At 44.4% G+C, this 20,836-nt stretch carries 15 protein-coding genes, 2 tRNA genes and 1 pseudogene; 14 read left to right on the top strand and 4 right to left on the bottom strand.

Features of this window, described 5'->3' with window-relative positions:
* Positions 1 to 9 precede the first annotated feature (9 nt).
* The 9 genes from MHN09_RS18075 to dapE all read left to right on the top strand — a co-directional run bounded on the left by MHN09_RS18075 (position 10) and on the right by dapE (position 11,145).
* Positions 10 to 94: transfer RNA gene (locus tag MHN09_RS18075), tRNA-Leu, on the top strand.
* A 42-nt stretch (positions 95 to 136) separates the two neighbouring features.
* Positions 137 to 213: transfer RNA gene (locus MHN09_RS18080), tRNA-Pro, on the top strand.
* Positions 214 to 559: 346 nt separating this feature from the next.
* A complete protein-coding gene (tig, locus tag MHN09_RS18085; protein ID WP_239241654.1) occupies positions 560 to 1,864 on the top strand; it encodes a trigger factor in 1,305 nt (434 codons plus the stop codon).
* Between the two features lie 98 nt (positions 1,865 to 1,962).
* A complete protein-coding gene (clpP, locus tag MHN09_RS18090; RefSeq protein WP_014950147.1) occupies positions 1,963 to 2,592 on the top strand; it encodes an ATP-dependent Clp endopeptidase proteolytic subunit ClpP in 630 nt (209 codons plus the stop codon).
* A gap of 74 nt (positions 2,593 to 2,666) precedes the next feature.
* The gene (gene clpX, locus MHN09_RS18095) at positions 2,667 to 3,941 is read left to right on the top strand and encodes an ATP-dependent protease ATP-binding subunit ClpX (protein ID WP_014950146.1); all 1,275 of its coding nucleotides are present in this window, start codon (positions 2,667 to 2,669) and stop codon (positions 3,939 to 3,941) included.
* A 341-nt stretch (positions 3,942 to 4,282) separates the two neighbouring features.
* Positions 4,283 to 6,634 carry an endopeptidase La gene (lon, locus tag MHN09_RS18100; protein WP_039228334.1) on the top strand — a complete coding sequence of 784 codons (2,352 nt, stop codon included), beginning with the start codon at positions 4,283 to 4,285 and terminating at the stop codon, positions 6,632 to 6,634.
* Between the two features lie 322 nt (positions 6,635 to 6,956).
* A complete protein-coding gene (gene hupB / locus MHN09_RS18105) occupies positions 6,957 to 7,229 on the top strand; it encodes a nucleoid-associated protein HU-beta (protein WP_012518978.1) in 273 nt (90 codons plus the stop codon).
* Positions 7,230 to 7,542: 313 nt separating this feature from the next.
* Entirely contained in the window at positions 7,543 to 9,435 is a 1,893-nt protein-coding gene (locus MHN09_RS18110) for a SurA N-terminal domain-containing protein (protein WP_239241655.1), read from the top strand.
* A gap of 534 nt (positions 9,436 to 9,969) precedes the next feature.
* On the top strand, positions 9,970 to 11,145 hold the full coding sequence (gene dapE / locus MHN09_RS18115; protein ID WP_239241656.1) for a succinyl-diaminopimelate desuccinylase: 1,176 nt from the start codon (positions 9,970 to 9,972) through the stop codon (positions 11,143 to 11,145).
* Between the two features lie 76 nt (positions 11,146 to 11,221).
* Here the strand turns inward: dapE and MHN09_RS18120 are convergent, their stop codons facing one another.
* From MHN09_RS18120 to MHN09_RS21595, 3 genes and pseudogenes are all read right to left on the bottom strand, one after another.
* Positions 11,222 to 13,009, bottom strand: a complete 1,788-nt coding sequence (locus tag MHN09_RS18120; RefSeq protein ID WP_275446584.1) for a lysophospholipid acyltransferase family protein — start codon at positions 13,007 to 13,009, stop codon at positions 11,222 to 11,224.
* Positions 13,010 to 13,175: 166 nt separating this feature from the next.
* Positions 13,176 to 13,973 carry a UDP-2,3-diacylglucosamine diphosphatase gene (locus MHN09_RS18125; protein ID WP_239241657.1) on the bottom strand — a complete coding sequence of 266 codons (798 nt, stop codon included), beginning with the start codon at positions 13,971 to 13,973 and terminating at the stop codon, positions 13,176 to 13,178.
* Positions 13,974 to 14,076: 103 nt separating this feature from the next.
* Positions 14,077 to 14,214, bottom strand: a pseudogene (locus tag MHN09_RS21595) (LysR family transcriptional regulator); the annotation flags it as partial.
* 234 nt (positions 14,215 to 14,448) lie between these two features.
* Here MHN09_RS21595 and MHN09_RS18130 point away from each other — a divergent pair.
* From MHN09_RS18130 to MHN09_RS18145, 4 genes are all read left to right on the top strand, one after another.
* A complete protein-coding gene (locus tag MHN09_RS18130; RefSeq protein ID WP_049586567.1) occupies positions 14,449 to 15,348 on the top strand; it encodes a bile acid:sodium symporter family protein in 900 nt (299 codons plus the stop codon).
* Between the two features lie 127 nt (positions 15,349 to 15,475).
* Complete coding sequence (locus tag MHN09_RS18135) at positions 15,476 to 16,306, top strand: SDR family oxidoreductase (RefSeq protein ID WP_049586569.1); 831 nt, start codon at positions 15,476 to 15,478, stop codon at positions 16,304 to 16,306.
* 172 nt (positions 16,307 to 16,478) lie between these two features.
* A complete protein-coding gene (locus tag MHN09_RS18140; protein WP_239241658.1) occupies positions 16,479 to 17,609 on the top strand; it encodes a phosphotransferase family protein in 1,131 nt (376 codons plus the stop codon).
* On the top strand, positions 17,609 to 18,361 hold the full coding sequence (locus tag MHN09_RS18145; RefSeq protein WP_239241659.1) for an SDR family oxidoreductase: 753 nt from the start codon (positions 17,609 to 17,611) through the stop codon (positions 18,359 to 18,361). The genes MHN09_RS18140 and MHN09_RS18145 overlap by 1 nt, the downstream gene beginning before the upstream one ends.
* 173 nt (positions 18,362 to 18,534) lie before the next feature.
* Here the strand turns inward: MHN09_RS18145 and rpsT are convergent, their stop codons facing one another.
* Positions 18,535 to 18,798 carry a 30S ribosomal protein S20 gene (gene rpsT / locus MHN09_RS18150; protein WP_014950134.1) on the bottom strand — a complete coding sequence of 88 codons (264 nt, stop codon included), beginning with the start codon at positions 18,796 to 18,798 and terminating at the stop codon, positions 18,535 to 18,537.
* Between the two features lie 450 nt (positions 18,799 to 19,248).
* On the opposite strand from rpsT, the gene murJ reads away from it, so the two are divergent.
* On the top strand, positions 19,249 to 20,808 hold the full coding sequence (gene murJ / locus MHN09_RS18155; protein ID WP_187446167.1) for a murein biosynthesis integral membrane protein MurJ: 1,560 nt from the start codon (positions 19,249 to 19,251) through the stop codon (positions 20,806 to 20,808).
* The last annotated feature ends 28 nt before the right edge of the window (positions 20,809 to 20,836 follow it).

Consider the following 20,836-nt stretch of genomic DNA (forward strand, 5'->3'; position numbering starts at 1 on the left):
CACTTTTTCGCGGAAGTGGTGGAATTGGTAGACACGCTGGATTTAGGTTCCAGTGCTTCACGGCGTGAGAGTTCAAGTCTCTCCTTCCGCACCATATTTAAAGCTCTCGCAGGGCTTTTCAAAAAGATATATCTGTCGGTGAGTGGCGCAGCTTGGTAGCGCACTTGTTTTGGGTACAAGGGGTCGCAGGTTCAAATCCTGTCTCACCGACCATTATCTTTCTCTCTTCTCTATTCATTGCTCAATAAATTCGCATAAATTCCGTCTTTTTCGCTATTTAGGCTATTAGTTTCGCTATTTGGTCAAAATGCGTTCAAATGGTTGTTACAAACTTGTGTTTGCCTCTCGACTCTTGTGGTATGCGGCTGTATACTACCGCGTCTTTTTTTAACCAGTACGTTTGTTTCAGGTTGGCTTTTTGACACAATTTCGTGTCCTAACTTTGATTTTATAAACGTCGAATAACGACCTCTACCCCGGAGTGATATGCAACTCTTGCATGACGGGAGAGGGGATTGAGAACAAAACGCCTGTAAAGGCGTATAGTTGAGGTAACATAATGCAAGTTTCAGTCGAGACGACCCAGGGTTTAGAACGCCGTCTTACTATCACCGTTCCAGCTGACACGGTTGATTCAGCAGTTAAGTCACGTCTACAGCAATTGGCGAAAACACAACGCATCAACGGCTTCCGTCCAGGTAAAGTTCCTGTAAACGTAATCAAAAAGCGTTTCGGCCAAGCTGTTCGCCAAGAAGTTGCTGGCGATGTTATGCAGCAAAACTTCTACCAAGCAGTGATTCAAGAAAAAATTCAGCCTGCTGGTATGCCGAAGTTTGAACTGACTAAAGACGAAGACGGTCAGGACCTAGAATTCACAGCATCTTTCGAAGTTTACCCAGAAGTAGAAGTGAAAGGTGTTAGCGATATCGAAATCGAAAAGCCAGTAGTAGAAATTACTGACGAAGATCTAGATAACATGATGGAAACACTTCAGAAGCAGCACGCAACTTGGAAAGAAGTTAAGCGTAAAGCGAAGAAAGACGACAAAGTTATCATCGACTTCGTTGGTTCTATCGACGGTGAAGAGTTTGAAGGTGGTAAAGCAGAAGACTTCGCTCTTGAGCTAGGTAAAGATCGCATGATCCCTGGTTTCGAAAAGCCACTTGTTGGCGCGAAAGCGGGTGAAGAAGTGACTATCGAAGTAACTTTCCCTGAAGACTACCACGCAGAAAACCTAAAAGGTAAAGATGCAGTTTTCCAAACTACCGTTAAGAAAGTAGAAGGCCTAAACCTTCCAAAAGTTGACGAAGAGTTTGCTAAACTATTCGGTGTTGAAGAAGGCGGAGTTGACGCGCTTAAAGCAGAAGTTCGTAAGAACATGCAGCGTGAACTAAATCAAACGCTAAAAGCGCAAGTTAAAGAAGACGTTATTGCTAAGCTAGTTGAAGCTAACGAGATTGATATTCCTCAAGCGCTTATCGATCAAGAAGTGAACGCACTTCGCGAGCAAGCTAAACAACGTTTCAGCCAACAAGGCGGTGGTCAGAACCTTCCAGACCTACCTGCTGAATTGTTTACTGACAACGCTAAACGTCGCGTATCTATTGGTCTTCTTCTAGGTGAAGTGATCAAGCAGAACGAACTTAAAGCAGACGAAGCTAAAGTTAACGAGATGATCGAAACTGCTGCTTCAGCGTATGAAGTTCCGCAAGAAGTTGTTGATTACTACAACAACAACCAAGAGCTTATGCAACAAATGCAGAACGTTGCACTAGAAGAACAAGCTATTGAGTGGGTTCTTGAGCAAGCAAAAGTTACCGAAGTAACTAAAGCTTTTGACGAGGTTATGAACAAACAGGCGTAATTTTTTACTGTCTGATTGACATTACTTGTCAGCAACTGCTTAAATGCTCGGAGCCTTCCGAGCATTTTTGTTTTTAACGCTAGATAATCAAGGTAGCTATGACTAATACCCCGTTTGACCCAATGAATGCACTTGTTCCTATGGTTGTTGAGCAAACCTCTAAAGGTGAGCGCTCATACGACATTTATTCTCGCCTATTGAAAGAAAACGTAATTTTCTTGGTAGGACAAGTTGAAGATCACATGGCCAACCTCATCGTTGCTCAAATGTTGTTCTTAGAAGCTGAAAACCCAGAGAAAGATATTTTCTTATACATTAACTCACCAGGCGGTTCGGTAACTGCTGGCATGGCAATTTACGATACGATGAAGTTTATCAAGCCAGACGTGAGTACAGTATGTATGGGCCAAGCTGCAAGCATGGGCGCATTTCTACTATCTGCAGGAGCAAAAGGTAAGCGCTACTGTCTACCTAACTCGCGCGTAATGATTCACCAACCGCTTGGTGGCTTCCAAGGTCAGGCATCTGATTTTGAAATACACGCGAAAGAAATTCTGTCTATTAAAGAGAAATTGAATCGCCTTATGGCGGACCATACTGGTCAAGACTATGAAAAAGTCGCGCGTGACACAGACCGTGATAACTTCTTGAGTGCAACTGAGGCAAAAGAATATGGCCTTGTTGACCAAGTTTTAGCAAATCGATCTGACGTAGCCGCAACTAAGTAGTATAGTTATAGTAGACCTGAGCCAGTGCATAGCACGTTTTGGTTTTCGGCTCAGGCAAGGCAGAGGCAAAAGTAATGAGTGATAAGCAAAGCGGTGACGGTGATAATAAGCTACTGTACTGTTCGTTTTGTGGCAAAAGCCAACACGAAGTAAGAAAGTTAATAGCAGGCCCGTCGGTATTCATTTGCGACGAGTGTGTTGAGTTATGTAACGATATCATTCGCGAAGAAATTAAGGAAATCGCGCCTAAGCAAAAGCAGGACGCTTTACCTAAACCAAGTGAAATTCATGCTCACCTAGACGATTACGTTATCGGGCAAGAACATGCAAAGAAGGTATTATCAGTAGCGGTATATAACCACTACAAGCGCTTGCGCAATGGCGACGTTCACGAAGGCGTAGAACTTGGCAAAAGTAATATTTTGCTAATAGGACCTACCGGTAGTGGTAAAACGCTGCTAGCGGAAACCCTAGCGCGCCTGCTTGATGTTCCGTTCACCATGGCTGACGCAACCACGCTAACTGAAGCTGGCTACGTGGGCGAAGACGTTGAGAACATCATCCAGAAGTTACTGCAGAAGTGCGACTACGACGTAGAGAAAGCGCAGCGCGGAATTGTTTACATCGATGAAATTGATAAGATTTCTCGTAAGTCAGACAACCCATCTATCACTCGTGACGTTTCGGGTGAAGGTGTACAGCAGGCGCTTCTAAAGCTGATTGAGGGTACGGTTGCGTCTGTTCCTCCGCAAGGTGGACGTAAGCACCCACAGCAGGAATTCCTGCAGGTTGATACCTCTAAGATATTGTTCATCTGTGGTGGTGCGTTTGCTGGTCTTGATAAAGTTATTGAGCAACGCGCACAAAAAGACACGGGTATTGGATTTGGTGCTACGGTTAAGTCGAAAGACAACAGCAAACAAATCAGTGAACTGTTTAAGCAAGTTGAGCCTGAAGACTTAGTGAAATATGGGTTGATTCCAGAGTTCATTGGACGTCTACCGGTAGTAACAAGCCTTGAAGAGTTGAATGAAGAGGCACTAATTCAAATTCTACGCGAGCCTAAGAATGCAATCACCAAGCAATATGGTGCATTGTTCTCGATGGAAGATGTAGAGCTAGAGTTCCGTGACGATGCACTTAATGCTATTGCTAAAAAGGCAATGGATCGTAAGACAGGCGCACGTGGTCTTCGCTCAATCGTTGAAGCGGTTTTGCTTGATACTATGTACGACCTTCCTTCAATGGAAGACGTGAGCAAAGTTGTTATTGATGAAACCGTTATTCGCGGTGAATCAAAACCTATCTTGATTTACGACAGCAACGAAAAGAAAGCCGCCTCTGAATAGATGCTGGTTTTGTGAAAAAAGGCCCTTTAGGGCCTTTTTTTGTTTTTAACAGCCAAGGTTTCAGATCTCGCTGTCTAATCTGATCTACGTTTAACCAAAGGGTATACCTTGAAAGTGGGTGATATTTGAGCGGTTAAAACAAATCTCGCTATCCTTTCTACTAGATTTTTGAGTTTAGTATTGCCATTCGAGGCAAAATCGATAATGGTTATACTAAGGTCAACAGGCCCTAGAGCAGGGAAGGTAAGGTTAAGGAATTAACGCACTTTAATAAGTTTCGATTGAACTTTGCTCTTGCATCCCCATATAAAAATGACATTTCAAACTAATTGAGAACAAGTATGACAGTTGAGCGTGAAAATCGCATTGAAATTCCTGTGCTTGCCTTGCGGGACGTGGTTGTTTACCCGCATATGGTCATACCCCTATTTGTTGGGCGTGAGAAATCAATTCGTTGTCTAGAAGCGGCAATGGATAATGACAAACAAATTTTTCTAGTAGCACAAAAAGACGCTGGCGTAGATGAGCCTGAAGCGGACGACATCTATACCGTCGGTACTATTGCTACTATCCTACAACTTCTAAAGCTACCCGACGGTACGGTTAAAGTGCTGGTAGAAGGTAGTGTACGCGGTGAAATTGAAAGCTATAAGCAATCAGAGCCGTTCTTTGTTGCTAATGTAGACAAACTAACTGATGAAGAGATTGATGAGAGCGAACAAGAAGTGCTTATTCGCTCTGCGGTTTCTCAGTTTGAAGGCTATGTAAAGCTAAACAAAAAAATTCCACCAGAAGTACTGACATCACTAAATGGCATTGAAGATGCGCCTCGTTTAGCCGACACCATGGCTGCACATATGCCTCTTAAGCTTACTGAAAAGCAAAAAGTGTTAGAGATGCAGGGCGTCAATGAGCGTCTTGAATATCTGATGGCGCTGATGGAAGGCGAAATTGATTTGCTGCAGGTCGAAAAGAAAATTCGTACCCGCGTTAAAAAGCAAATGGAAAAGAGCCAGCGCGAGTACTACTTGAATGAGCAGATGAAGGCTATTCAGAAAGAGTTGGGTGAACTGGATGACGCACCTGACGAATTTGAAGCGTTATCTAAAAAGATAGCCGACGCTAAAATGCCTAAAGAAGCGGAAGATAAAGCGAAAGCTGAACTTCAAAAGCTTAAGATGATGTCACCAATGTCTGCAGAAGCTACCGTGCTTCGAAGCTACATTGAATGGCTGACTAACGTGCCGTGGAACAAGCGCTCGCCGGTGAAGAAAGATCTTTCCCGCGCAGAAGGTGTGCTTAACGAAGACCACTACGGCCTTGAGAAAGTGAAAGAGCGCATTCTTGAGTATTTAGCCGTTCAGCAGCGTGTTAAGAAGCTAAAAGGCCCAATTCTGTGTCTTGTTGGCCCTCCAGGTGTAGGTAAAACTTCACTAGGCCAGTCGATTGCTAAAGCGACAGGTCGCAAATATGTGCGTATGGCACTAGGTGGCGTGCGTGACGAAGCTGAAATCCGTGGTCACCGTCGTACTTACATTGGTTCATTGCCAGGTAAGCTAGTTCAAAAAATGGCGAAAGTAGGGGTTAAAAACCCGCTCTTCCTACTTGATGAAATCGATAAGATGTCATCAGATATGCGAGGCGACCCTGCGTCAGCGCTGCTTGAAGTACTAGATCCAGAGCAAAACAATAGCTTTAGTGATCATTATCTGGAAGTCGACTACGACCTGTCAGACGTTATGTTCGTAGCCACCTCTAACAGCATGAATATTCCAGGTCCATTACTTGACCGTATGGAAGTGATTCGTCTATCTGGCTATACAGAAGATGAAAAACTCAACATTGCAAAGAACCATTTAATTGGTAAGCAAATGGAACGCAATGGGCTTAAAGCGAAGGAGTTGGAAATTACCGATTCTGCCGTTATCGGTATGATTCGATACTATACCCGTGAAGCCGGGGTTCGTAGCTTAGAGCGCGAAGTGTCGAAAGTATGCCGTAAAGCCGTGAAAGATATTTTGCTTAAGAAAAGCAAAGACAAAGTAGTAGTAACACAGGATAACCTTAAGGACTATCTAGGCGTTCAACGCTTTGACTACGGTAAAGCGGACAAAGACAATCAAATTGGCCAAGTTACAGGACTTGCTTGGACGCAGGTAGGTGGTGACTTACTGACCATTGAAACAACGTCGGTTCCGGGCAAAGGTAAAATGACATCAACGGGTTCTTTAGGTGATGTCATGCAAGAGTCTATTAAGGCTGCTATGACGGTGGTAAGAAGTCGTGCAGAAAAGCTTCGCATAAACGATGACTTCTACGAGAAACGTGATATTCACGTGCACGTACCTGAAGGTGCTACGCCGAAGGATGGCCCTAGCGCAGGTATTGCTATGTGCACTGCACTTGTCTCGTCACTTACGGGTAACCCTGTGAAGTGCGATGTAGCCATGACCGGTGAAATCACCCTACGTGGTGAGGTGCTTGCTATTGGTGGACTTAAAGAAAAACTATTAGCTGCGCATCGAGGCGGTATTAAAACTGTCGTTATTCCAAAAGATAACGAGCGTGATTTGGAAGAAATTCCAGACAACGTGAAGAAAGATTTATCAATCCATCCGGTTAAGTGGATTGATGAAGTTCTTGATATTGCACTGCAGGAACCTGTAGAAAGCGTCAAGGTGGTTAAAAAATAACTTAATCGACGGGCTACAATCCTTTGTTTTTAAAGGCGTGTAGCCGTTTTTTTGCTATAAAATTGCAATAATTGAATAAAAAATGTGCATTGAGCGAAAGAAAACCTGATTTTTTTAAAATTAGGGCTTTCAAGTCGCAAAAGTTGTGTTACCTTTAAGTGGTATTCGCTTGAAGCCTTGCCACAAAAGGGATTGCAGCGATTCATTAATAAAGTTAATTATTTGTGACTGAAGCTTGATGTTAACAATCAAGCTTGCTATAACGTTCAAGCAAAATCGTTTTGGACAAACAGTATAATAACAATCGAAGGGGATCATAATTGTGAACAAGTCTCAACTTATCGACCAAATCGCTGCTGGTGCAGACATTTCTAAAGCAGCTGCTGGCCGCGCTCTTGACGCATTCACTGACTCAGTAACTGCGGCGCTTAAAGACGGCGACCAAGTTGCACTAGTAGGCTTTGGTACTTTCTCAGTTCGCGAACGTTCAGCTCGCAGTGGCCGCAACCCACAAACTGGTGAGACTATTCAGATTTCAGCAGCGAAAGTTCCATCTTTCAAAGCTGGTAAAGCACTGAAAGACGCTTGTAACTAAGCACAAAAATTATAGAAAAAGGCGATGGCTAGTCCATCGCCTTTTTTATTTCTAAAACAAAGAATTCAATATTGGGGTCAGAGTAATGACTCTGACCCCAATATTTTAAGAGTAGAAATAACCCTTCGAGGCTTGATGAGTTTTATACATGTCCTCGCAACGTTCGAACTTAACGAAAGACAGTACAAATAGTGTGTTTTGGTCGTTTATATTCGGCAGCATTGGGTTATAATCAGCGCTTATTTTATCTCGCACTCACGGATTTGTGATGGTTTGAGGTAACTGTAGTAAGCAACGGAGTTGAAGAACAATCATGCTAGAAAGAATCAGAGAAGGTTCTCAAGGCCCTTGGGCGATGGCGATTATCGCGCTTATCGTTTTAAGTTTCGTATTCGCAGGTGTAGGTAGCTACCTAACATCATCAGGTACTACTGCAGTAGCTACTGTTAATGGCGAAGAAATTTCGGCACAAGAACTAGAGCGTGCATATCAGAATCAGCGTGCACAAATGGAGTCACAATACGGCGAAAGCATCGCACAGCTTTTCTCTAGTGAGCAATACCTCGCAGATTTCAGAAGAAATGTACTGGACAGACTTGTTGCTGAAAAACTAATTCAGCAACAAGCGACGGACATGGGATTGCGCGTAAGTGATAAACAAATTCGCGAAACTATAACACAAATGCCTGAATTCCAGTTTGGTGGTCAGTTCGATAACGAGCGTTTCCAAGCCATTCTTCGTCAAAACGGTTTTCAAGTAGCCGATTTCCGTGATTATCTGCGCGTTCAAATGACACAAAACCAGTTGGCTGCAGCGCTAACGAATTCTTCATTTGCGTTGGACGGTGAAGTACAGCAAGCGAATGCGCTACAGCGCCAAACTCGTGATGCGAAATACGTGCTAGTGAGCTCTGATGAATTTGCCGGCTCAATTGAAGTGACAGATGCGGATGTTGAAGCTTTTTATAATAACAACATCGCCTCTTTCGATACTGACGAGCAGGTTAAACTTGCTTACGTTAAGTTAAGTGTCGATGACTTGAAAGATCGCGTTTCGGTTGATGAAGAAGCGGTTCGCACGTACTACGAAAATAACCTGGGAAGCTACGGCAAAGAAGAAGAGCGCCGTGTTTCTCATATTCTTATCGAAGCGGGCGATGATGCCGATGCAGCGAAAGCAAAAGCAGAATCATTAAAAGCAGAACTCGACAACGGTGCAGACTTTGCGGCTCTTGCAGAAGCAAACTCTGATGACACATTCTCTGCCGAAAACGGTGGTGACCTAGACTTCATTACGCCAGAAATGATGGACCCAGCGTTTGATGAAGCAGCTTTTGCTTTACAAAATGTTGGCGATGTATCCGACGTAGTTGAAACCGAGTTTGGTTTTCACATCATCAAGTTGACAGACTTAAAAGAAGCACAAGTTAAATCTTTCGATGAAGTAGCGGGTGAGATTCGCGATACGCTTCTTTATGACGCAGCTATGGAAAAGTACTTTGAGCTTCAAAATACGTTAGCTGAAATTGCGTTTGAAGTACCTGATACGTTAGAAGATGCAGCGAACGCGGTTGATTTGCCTGTGCAAGAGTCAGTGGTATTTAGTCGCAACACCGCACCCGCTGATCTAAGCTTCCCTGGTTTACTAGACGTTGCTTTCTCTTCTGAACTTATTGATGAAGGGCTTAATAGCGATATTATAGAACTAGACGACGAAACCGTTGTTGTTGCGCGTGTTATTGAGCATCAGCCTCAGCGTACTCAATCTCTTGAAGAAGTACGCGAAGGCATCGAAGCCTCTGTTAAGGCTGAAAAGTCAAAAGAAGCTGCAGAAGCTTGGGCGTTTGATATCGCACAAAAAGTGCGTGCTGGAGAAAGCGTTGAAAGCGAGCTAGCTGAAAAGTCTGTGTCTTGGGAGACAGCAGCTGCTGTTCCGAGAGCGGGCGGTACACTTGCACGTGCACTCGTTGACACGCTTTTCTCTCTTGCCCTTGAAGGCGAAGATAAAGTTGATGTTGCAACAACGGTAAACGGTGACGTTGCTGTTGTTATGCTTGAAAACGTTAACGCAGCACCAGAGCTTGAGAATGAGTTGGGTGAAAGCCTGAAGCAGCGCCTTGCTCAGGTACAAGGCCAGCGCGTTTATCAACAATATATTGATGCGCTTCGCGCAAATGCAGAAGTGACTATCTCACAGACGCTATAAGCACTGCTGCGTAAAAGCTGTCGCTGCGACTAGCAGTGACACCGGTAATTACTAAAAAGCCAGCCTCTTTCATAGATGCTGGCTTTTTTTATACAACACAGTGATTGGCTATTTATTTGAAGTGCGTTAGTTCGTTAAGAACAGCATCAGTGTATAAAATGCCGCAATAACACCAGATAACACGAATATGTACAGAAACCCTTGCTTGCCTTGCTCCAGAGTGTATTTGTTGGCTTGTAAATAGCCAAACCAGAGTAGTGACAAAATAAGGGGTATTAAAACAATGATTTTTAACACAGTAATGCCTTTCTTTAAGTTATGTTCTAGTTATAACAACGCGCGTTGATTTAGACAAATCTTAACGAGCCAGTCCTAGTCGCCAACTCACCCATTGTCGCCTTCCTTGTTGTCATCCTTTATTATTTTTAGCTTTAGTTTACTTTGTCCGCTGTCATGGCATTGTCGTAAATCTGTTATTGCCGTGTCACTTTACATTTGTGTAATAGACTCACGTTTCATAAAGGTTTCTTATGCATGTCAATTCAGCCTTTACCTTCCATAGCGCCAGCTCGCAGTATTTATTTTGCCGAAGTGCTTATGGCAAGAGCGTCGATTACCCCACAGGACGCTGGTTGCCAAAGTTACCTGATATACAAGCTTGAAAAGCTCGGTTTCTTTTGTGAAAAATACACAATTAATGGTGTGAGCAACCTCATCGCCAGGTGGGGGCAGGGCCCGAATCACTTTGCATTTAGCGGCCATACTGATGTAGTGCCCCCAGGTGCTCTTGATAAGTGGAAGTCACCGCCTTTTAGTCCCGTAATTAGCAAAAATAAATTATATGGACGTGGTGCTGCCGATATGAAAACAGGCATCGCAGCCATGCTAGCGGCAACAGAGCGAACCATTGATTCCCTAGATGGCAGTAAGGTTTCTTTCTGGTGGCTAATCACCAGTGATGAAGAAGGGGAGGCGGAGTGGGGCTCTAAATGGATAGCTGAGTATTTGGCATCTAAAAATGTCCAGCTTGATATGTGCCTAGTCGGTGAACCTTCTGCATCTGCATCAACCGGCGATACGATTAAGATTGGACGCAGAGGCTCACTTTCCGGCACTATCCATATTGCAGGAAAGCAAGGTCACGTGGCTTATCCAAAGACAGCGGTAAATGCTATCCACAAAGCGAGTAACGTGATTAATGCGCTAACACAGTACCCATTTGACAAGGGGAGTGATGATTTCCCTGGTACTACGCTTCAAATAACACACATGGACACAGGAAGCTTCACAGATAACATAGTGCCTAGTGCTGTTCGTATAGAGTTTAATGTCAGATATTCGTGGCAGTTTAATCAAAACAGTTTATCGGTATTGCTGCGCAGTATTATCAATAGTATTGATACAGAAGCCAAAGTTAGCTTTTCAAGACCCTGTGAAGCTTACTTGAGCAAGCCTAACAGTAACGCGGAGCACTGCTTAATTGCCTGCGTAGAAAAAGCGATAAAGGGCGCTACAGGGCGTTACCCTGTTATCAGTACATCTGGTGGTACTTCTGACGGGCGTTTTTTTGCTAGTGAGCACACACAAGTGGTTGAAGTGGGTGTGCCAAACACCACCATTCACCAAATAAACGAACACATTCATGTGTCTGATTTGCTCACTCTTGAAGATATTTATACCGACATTCTTAAGTATGTTGGCGAGCGATAGCGACTTCTGAAATTTTCAGTAAAGCGGAAGGCCGTAGAATGAGAAAGGGAGCGTTTGTCAGAAGCTCCCTCTTCGCTTAGGCTGTGGCTTTAAGCTGAATATCGGTTAGATAGCGTTTGCGCTTTTTTTCGGTAAGCGTTTGCATGTCAACTACCACCAGTCCGTCGATACAGTCGTTAAAATTTGGGTCGACATTAAAGCCTAAAAATGCCACCCCGCCGTCTTTAGCCACTTCAGAATACTGCTTATACAGCGTTGGTACGTTTACGCCCATGTTAGCCAGTAAATGCTTTAGCTGCGTAAATTCTGCCTTGTAATCGTTACCTGTAAATTGATGTAACGCGTCGTTCGCCATTTGATAAGGTCGCTTGCAGGTCGCTTCGCCAAACTTGGCAGGGAAGTACGTGGAATAGAATTGTACCAATAAATCTTTAGCGGGTTCAGGGTAGGCATTACTGAGTGACACCGCACCAAACAGATAGCGATACTTTGGGTAGCGGCTTAAAAATGCCCCGATACCAAACCACAAATAATCTAAACTACGCTTTCCCCAATAGCGAGGCTGGACAAAGCTTCGCCCTAGCTCTAAGCCTTCTTTGAAGAGTTTATCGTTGTCCTTACCGTAATTAAATAAGGTGGCAGAGTAGAGTCCGGTAGGGTGGTCTGACGCTGTCAAAAGCTCAGCATCGCCAAAGCGGTAGGCACCCACAATTTCTAAATCGTTGTCATCCCAAAGTACAAGGTGATAATAGTGGGAGTCGTACTGATCGATGTCTCTACGCTTGTTGGTACCTTCGCCCACGGCTCGAAACGCCACTTCGCGCAGGCGGCCAATCTCTCGCATAATCGGTGAACAGCTTTTGTGTTGGTATAGGTAAATAGATTTTCCGTCGCCAGTTTCACCTAAATGTTCGCAGTCTCGCATAGCGCGGGCCAGTTCTTTTCTGTCTTCTGGCATGGCAATGGAAGCCTGGGTTTCAAATACGCCTTTCTTGTTACTGCCAATGCGATACAAGTGGCGCTTAAACAGCTTTACCTGCTCTTTTAACGGTATGTTGGTTTGCTGGTACGCTTCAAATGGAATAAGTTCGCCAATGCGCATAGGTAAATGCTTCTTACGCTGTTTGAACATCTCTTTGACGAGCAGCGCGGTGGCTAATGGCTTGTACACCATGGACACGCCGTAAAAAAGCGGGCTATTTTTCGCGTCTATATAAACCGGCAATATCGGTGCTTTTGCTTGCTTTGCAATGCGTAAAAAACCTGTGTGCCATCTGGTGTCGCGAACACCTTGCGGGCGTAATCGAGACACTTCACCGGCAGGAAAAATCAATATGGCGCCGTCGCTGTTAAGGTGTTTTTGAATTGCCGATAAATGCTGTTTTGGTGTGCCTCCCTGCATATTGTTTACAGGTAACAGCATATCGTGAAGCGGTTCAATGGCCATAAGCATTTCATTGGCGACCACTTTCAAGTCGTGACGTACTTCACTAACCAGCTTTATAAGCGCAAGTGCGTCGAGTGAGCCAATCGGATGGTTAGCAATAATCACCACTCTACCTTCACTTGGAATGCGTTCTTTTTCTACATCGCGCGTGGAGTAGCTGATATTAAAATATTCAAGCACTTGCTCTACGAAATCGATATCTTCGTAATGCGGATAGGTTTCACCAAATTCGGTAATTTCACGTTCGTGAAGAAGGTGCCTTAATACGAAAGACAGCGACTTAAATAGAATGGGGTTATTTGCTACTTGAGGGTAATGCTTGTTCAGTACGTCGTTTACAGTAAACATAGAACCTGTTTCTCTTCCGGTTTTGGCGAACAATAGCAGGGCAATGTGACGCTTTTCACACAGTTTCATGGCAGTTATTTGACAGTGTTAAAAAGTTGTAACTATGACCTGTTAACCTATGATATGAGGCACAGGTCAGCAGGCCCTAACCTTGATGGGTGGGGTTGGAATTCACCTGTTGCTTGGTGAAATGCAAGAGTCAGGGGCCGTTACAGCCCCATTTGTGTAATGCCAGCTATGCCGCTTCTGAGCGAGAGGTTTTGGTTGTAATTGGTGTTACGGTGGCTGACTCTAGTGAATCAAGGTAATGAATAAGAGATAAGTTACCGTTCACGTCTTCTGACAGTGCACTGCAGTTTTCTATCCAGTCCCCATCATTAATGTAGTGAATGCCGTTTTCAAAGCTGCTTTCAGGGTGATGAATATGGCCACACACAACACCGTCGAGCCCCATTTCATCGGCGCGCCTACAGCATGCCTCTCGATAACGGGCGATGGCTTCATTCGCTCCCTTAATGTGTTTTTTAATATAGCCCGCAAGTGACCAATATTCTCGCTTGCGCCACGCGAGTAGGCGATTAAACTCTCTATTTAGAAAAAGCAAAAGGTCGTAACCTTTATCGCCAATCCACGCATGGAATTTGCCCATAGTTACATCGCCATCGAACTGATCGCCATGTAAGACTAAATAACGCTTCCCTTGTGCTGTGGTGTGAACCAACTCTCGCTCTATTTCTATATCACCGAAGGTCATACCCGAATAAGACTGAATTGGCTCATCGTGGTTTCCGGGCAGGTACACCACACGGGTGCCTTCCTGACTCATTTGCATGAATTTGTGCATGACTTGATTGTGCGCCTGTGGCCAGCGAAATTGCTTGGTCATTTGCCACATGTCAACGATATCTCCCACCAAATAGAGGGTGTCTACAGTGATGCTATTAAGAAAGGAAAGTAAGTATTCAGCTTTGCAGTCGCGATTTCCCAAATGGATATCAGAAAGCCAAAGTGTTCGATAGTGTGTCTTTTTCATAGCGGTTTCCCAAAGCGATGCCTTGGATCGTCACTATAGGTTTGCAAATTGACACTACCGTGACGCTTGCTTGACCATTGTGTTACAGCAACACAAATACGGGCTATAACCCCAACTTATTCGCCACTGCTAAAAGCTTCTCTCGCATCCATACATTCACTAAGTATTCATCGGCGTGTTTGTGCCAATACATGTGTACGGGGAGTGGGAGGACGTCAAATGGAAGGGGCAGAATTTCGATAGCGAATTTATTACTGAATTGTTGGGCAAAGTGCGTTGGCGGCTTTCGTAATGCCGCCCTGATCGTAGACCGCATGCAGCACAACAAACAAATTTAGGTCTAATTTTCCATGCATATCATTTATGGGTTTCCATAATAAGGCATCATTTTTATTTATTATTAAACAGAGTACACTGGCTTAAATGTTAATAAAAGATTTCTTTTATAGAGGCTTCTTTTGTAAGGGGCGTGTGCATGCAGGCATCTGTACTTACCGAGGTGTTGTTACCTCTAGCGTTGGCATTTGTTATGTTTGGTATGGGGCTAACGCTAACCCTTGCAGACTTTGCCCGACTACTTAAAGCACCTAAAGCAGTAATAACGGGTTTTATAGGGCAAATTATATTGCTGCCTATGTTGGCGCTAGGACTGTGCTTTGTTTTTGGTCTACCCGATTATATTGCGGTTGGTGTCATGGTTTTAGCGGCATGCCCAGGCGGAACGACCAGTAATTTAATCAGCCACATTGCAAAAGCAAGTCTGGCCCTTTCAGTCAGCTTAACCGCTATTTCTACCATCGCTTGCGTTTTCTCAACGCCCTTCATCATTCAATTTGCTCTTGATTACTTTGTAAAAGAAAACGCGCCAGACTTTTCTATTATTCAAACAGTGATCGGGCTGGTTGGTATATCAATTGTACCGGTCATTTTAGGCATGACCATTCGTCGCTTTAACAGCAGGTTTGCTACTAAAACTGAAAGCTTCTTCCGGCAGTTTTCTATGTACTTCATGTTGCTTATGATTGTGGGCGTGTTGGTTTCAGAAAGAAACAATTTAGCCGCGTCCTTTGAAAGCGCGTTTTTGGTTTGCTTAACGTTAAATTTATCATCGGTATTGTTAGGGCTCGGGCTTGCTAAGCTTTCAAACCTAGCATTTAAAGACTCGCTCACGCTGGCCATTGAAATAGGCGTGCAAAACGCGGCGCTTGCAATGCTGATATGTATTACCTTTTTAGATGCGCCTGATTACGCGATTGCACCTGGTGTATATGGCGTAGCAATGTACATCGGGCCCGCACTATTGGCCCTGTGGGCAAAACGAAAAATGCGTGACGAAGAGCCATCAGTGCCACTGCAAAAGACGGAATCAGTTTGATTGGATTGATAAGGCGGTCAATTAGAGAGAATAGTGAAGTACTGATTAGCGCTTAACACAATAAAGCGCAACTAAACATAAACGCCGATACAAGAATAATGAAACAAGAACAGTTAGGAAACACATCATGCGCGTATTGATTACCGGTGGCTCTACCGGCTTAGGTCAGGCCATTGCCCTTAAGTGGGCGGAAAAGTGGGCAGGCAAAGACGAGGGGTTAGATATTTGCATTGCCGATATTAACCAAGAAAGAGGCGATGAAACAGTAAATACGCTATCCGCCCAAGGTGCCAATGCGTTTTACATCCATTGCGATATAACCTCTGAAAATGATGTTCAAACGTTAGCGAACACCTTAGAAAATCGCTGGGGCGGTGTTGATATCGTATTTAACAATGCGGGTGTTGCTTCTGGTGGCAGCCTTTTAGATGAGAGCATTGAGCAGTGGCAGTGGGTGTTTGATATTAATGTGTTAGGCATGGTGAGAGTCAGTCGTGCACTCTTACCGTTAATGCGAGAGCAAGGCGGTGGCTATTTCATTAATATTGCATCGCAAGCGGGGCTAACGCCTATTCCTTATATGGGAAGTTATAACGCGGTTAAAGCTGCAGTCGTGTCGTTTTCTGAAACCATGAAGTTGGAATTAGCACCTGACAATATTGACGTTAGTGTAGTTTGTCCAAGCTTCTTCAAAACGAATTTAGATGAGTCGATGCGAAGCAGCAACCCAGCGTCGCACAAAATGCTCAACAAGTTCTTTGCCAAAGCAGACATGACGAAAGAAGACGTGGCTGAGTCCATATTTCAGCAAGTCGATAAAAAGCAGTTTCTTATTCTTACCCATAAACTGGGTAAACGCGCTTTCCTGTTAAAGAAGCTGCTGCCAACCCAGCGTTATATCAAAAATATGCTCAATCAAACGAAGATGATGAAGCGTGCAATGGAAAAGCAAATTTAAAGCAAAATTAGGTAAAACGGAAACGCGCTCACCTGTGTTTGTCGCCAAGCTATCTGAAGATAATTGTCGAGCTGCTCTTGTACAGGCACAAACAGAAGTATCTTCTAGCCAAAGATTGTGAGTTAGCACTTTGAATAGGCCCTTTGAAACAGAATTACAAGAAGATTGAGATATGCAACAACAGGTCGTAGATAAAGCTGACAGCGTGCGTGCGGGCGAAGAGCTAGACGTGAGCGCTGTACACAATTGGCTTAAGGGAAATATTAGTGCCTCGAGTCCATCATTGGAGGCCACGATACAAAGTAGCGATAACTTGCCTCAAGTCACCCAGTATTCTGGGGGCGCTTCTAATTGGACGTACTGCTTGGACTATCAAGGCAGTAAACAAAACCAGAGCGAAAAAACGTCGTTAATTTTGCGTCGCGCACCAGCAGGTACTAAAGCGAAAGGAGCTCACGATATGGGGCGGGAGTACCGGTTACAGCATGCGTTAAAGCCTGTTTATCGCTATGTGCCAGAGATGCTTGGACTTTGTGAAGACGAGAGCGTTATAGGCACAGAGTTTTACGTAATGGAGAAGTTTACCGGCGTGATACCACGTAAGAACTTACCCAAAGGCTTAAACACGTCTGAGCAGCAAACCAAACAGCTCTGCACTAATGTACTTGATAGCTTAATCGAGCTTCATAAAGTGGATTATAAGAAAGCGGGGCTTGAGCACTTAGGTAAAGGTGCTGGCTACATAGAACGCCAAATAAGCGGGTGGAGCGAACGCTATAGTAAAGCAAAAAACTGGAATGTCCCCTCGGGTAAAAAAATAATGCGCTGGCTAGAAAACCACATGCCCGCTAATGAACGCATTTGTATTACCCACAATGACTTCCGATTCGACAACGTGGTGTTAAAGCCAGATAACTATACGCAAATTATCGGTGTGTTGGACTGGGAACTGGCGACCTTAGGCGACCCGCTTATGGACTTGGGTAATACCTTGGCGTATTGGGTACAAGCGGATGATGACTTTTTGGCCCAATCAACGCGCCGCCAGCCTACTCACTTACCCGGTATGCTAACTCGAAAGCAGGTGGTTGCGTACTACTGCAAAGAGATGGAAATAGATGTAGATGATTTTACCTTTTACGAGGTATACGGGCTTTTCCGTTTGGCCGGTATTGCCCAGCAAATCTACTATCGATATCACCACAAGCAAACCAATAATCCAGCGTTTAAAAACTTTTGGATCTTCATTCATTACTTAATGTGGCGTTGTAATAAGGCCATAAAAGCATCAGGAAAACGATAATGACAACAAGACGCAATATTCTGATCACAGGCGCAAGTTCAGGCCTAGGCAAGGGAATGGCGATTGAGTTTGCCAAACAGGGTTGTAACCTAGCCCTATGCGCAAGACGCTTTGAGAATTTAGAAAAATTGAAAGACGAATTGCATTCAATTAACCCAAACATTGATGTGTATATTCGCTCGCTGGATGTCAATGATCACGATGCGGTTTTTGAAGTATTCGACGCATTCATAGCCGACATGGGAACCCTTGATAGAGTCATTGTAAACGCAGGCATGGGCAAGGGCGCGTCTATTGGTACGGGGTATTTCCACGCTAACAAGCAAACGGCGGTGACTAACTTTGTGTCGGCGCTAGCACAATGTGAAGCGGCAATGGCTATCTTTAGGGCACAAAATAGTGGTCATCTTGTGACGATTTCATCTATAAGCGCGGTGCGCGGGTTTAGACGCGCCATGACTGTATACGCGGCAACAAAAGCAGGGCTTACATCAATGACCGAAGGCATTCGAATGGATGTAATGAATACGCCAATTAACGTCACCTGTATTCACCCCGGTTTTATTCGCAGCGAAATAAACGAAAAAGTAGAGAAAGTACCGTTTATAGTTGATACCGATGTGGGCTGTCGCGCGATGGTCAATGCAATCAATAAAGAAAAAGCGAATGCGTTTGTGCCAAGCTGGCCTTGGGCCATCCTTCACTGGATCATGCGTATTGCACCGGCAAGCTCAATAAGAAAAATGAGCTGATAAGCGGATAGCTGGGATGTGAACACACCGCAAAGACTGTAACAGAGCTCGCCTAGTGGTGGGCTTTATGCCTTTAAGTCTAAATTTGAAATCAGTAACCCATGCTAATTAGCGTCGATTATAGATACAAAAAAAGCGCCGAAGGGCGCTTTTTTAACTACTAATCGTAAAGATTAACCTAGTGCTTTGATTTGTGCAGCTAGACGGCTCTTATGACGAGCAGCTTTGTTCTTGTGAATCAAGCCTTTAGTAGCCATTCTGTCAAGTACTGGAGTAGCAGCAGTAAGTGCAGCTTGTGCCGCTTCTTTGTCACCGCTTGCAATTGCAGCGATAACTTTCTTGATGCTTGTACGAGTCATTGAACGACGGCTAGCGTTGTGCTGACGACGCTTTTCGGCTTGGATTGCACGCTTCTTAGCAGACTTAATGTTAGCCAAGGTGTAACTCCCAAAATAAATTCATGTCAAAAACGAGGGTGCGGATTGTGCCTACCAAACGCCCAAATGTCAAACGATTTAAAACTTAAATCGTTCCGCGTTAAAACGCGCAAGCTATTGAACACAAAGTATGCTCAACACGTTGCACATTCTTTGCGACATTTCTCTGCGACATTTTTTGAAAGAGATTCGTAGTGATATTCTTTCAAGACATTTCAGCGATAGACATGCATAAACGACAGCACCCCATACCGGGCGCGGATTATAACAAGAAAGTTGTTAAAGATGCACAACTATTTTGAAGAAATCGTTTCGCCTGCGATAGCCTTTAGTTATTATGGCTCGCTTGCAACCTAGCGTTGCCGCTTAACGCTTAGCAGACGCCTTTGACTATCTTTCAAATGGCTGATGTTATTCAGCCTATTCTTTACCTCTTATTGGAAGTGTGACGTGTCACGGAAGTTAATAAAATCTGGTCTTATCGTCAGTATTATGACCTTGGTCTCGCGAGTATTAGGCTTGGTACGTGATGTTGTTGTTGCCAAGCTTATGGGCGATGGAGCAGCCGCTGACGTATTTTTCTTTGCTAACAAAATTCCTAATTTTCTTCGTCGTCTATTCGCTGAAGGTGCATTTGCACAAGCGTTTATTCCGGTATTAACCGAAGTCCACGAGAACGACGATAAAAAGCAGCTTAGAGAGTTCGTTGCAAAAGTCAGCGGTACATTAGGCGCTATTGTTTTTGTAGTTTCTATTATAGGGGTAATAGCATCTCCTGTTTTGGCGGCTTTATTTGGTACAGGCTGGTTTGTGGCGTGGCTCGAAGGGGACGAGGCCGGAGATAAGTTTGTGCTCGCGTCGACCATGTTAAAAATTACCTTTCCTTATTTGGCGTTTATCTCTCTGACTGGGTTGGCAGGGGCGATACTCAATACGCTCAATAAGTTTGCGGTTGCTGCCTTTACCCCTGTTTTACTTAACGTATGCATTATTGCATGCGCAATATACTTAGCACCTACGCTGGAGCAACCCGCATACGCGCTAGCGTGGGGTGTGTTTATCGGCGGTATCGTACAGTTCTTGTTTCAACTACCGTTTTTGTTCAGGGCAGGGCTCTTGGTAAAGCCAAAGTGGGGCTGGCATGACGAAAACGTGGTAAAAGTACGCACCCTGATGATCCCTGCCTTATTCGGTGTGTCAGTAGGGCAAATCAATTTGTTGTTTGATACCTTCATCGCCAGCTTTTTAGTTACCGGTTCTATTAGCTGGTTATACTATTCAGACAGGCTGCTTGAATTTCCCCTAGGGTTGTTTGGTATTGCCATCGCAACAGTCATTTTACCTACGCTATCCCGAAACCACGTCAGTAATAACCCCAAAGCGTTTGCTGCGAATATCGATTGGGCGTTTCGCATGGTGTGTTTATTGGGCATACCTGCTGCAGTGGGACTTGGCGTGATGGCAAGGCCTATTTTGACCGTTATTTTTCAGCGCGGCGCGTTTACTGCTGAAACCGCTATTATGGCGTCTTACTCGCTTACCGCGTACTCGTTTGGCTTGCTCAGCTTTATGCTGGTAAAAATTCTCGCGCCAGGGTTTTACTCCCGCCAAGACACCAAGACGCCAGTGAAATTTGGTATTTGGTGTATGGTCGCAAACATGGTGTTTAACCTTATTTTAGCGATTCCGTTTGGTTATGTAGGGCTTGCTGTCGCTACCAGTATGTCAGCTACGCTTAACGCCGCTTTGCTTTATATAACACTGCATAGACAAGGTGTATTTGCGTTAAGCCGCACATCGGTTTTGTTTATTGCCCGTGTGGTTATTGCAAGTGCTGCCATGGGCGGGCTTATTTATTATCGCGATCAAGGCTTAGCTTTCTTTGAATTGTCTCTTCCCGCCCAAATGGTAGAGGTAGGAATAACCATTTCTCTGTCGGTTATATTGTTTGTGACCACCATGGTGGTGCTGGGCATGCGACCCAGACATTTCAGAAGCGGCGGCGATTAGTATTCAATAGATGCGAAATAGCGCATGG

The organism is Alteromonas sp. MmMcT2-5 (genome assembly GCF_022348315.1).
Classification (GTDB): Bacteria; Pseudomonadota; Gammaproteobacteria; order Enterobacterales; family Alteromonadaceae; genus Alteromonas; species Alteromonas macleodii.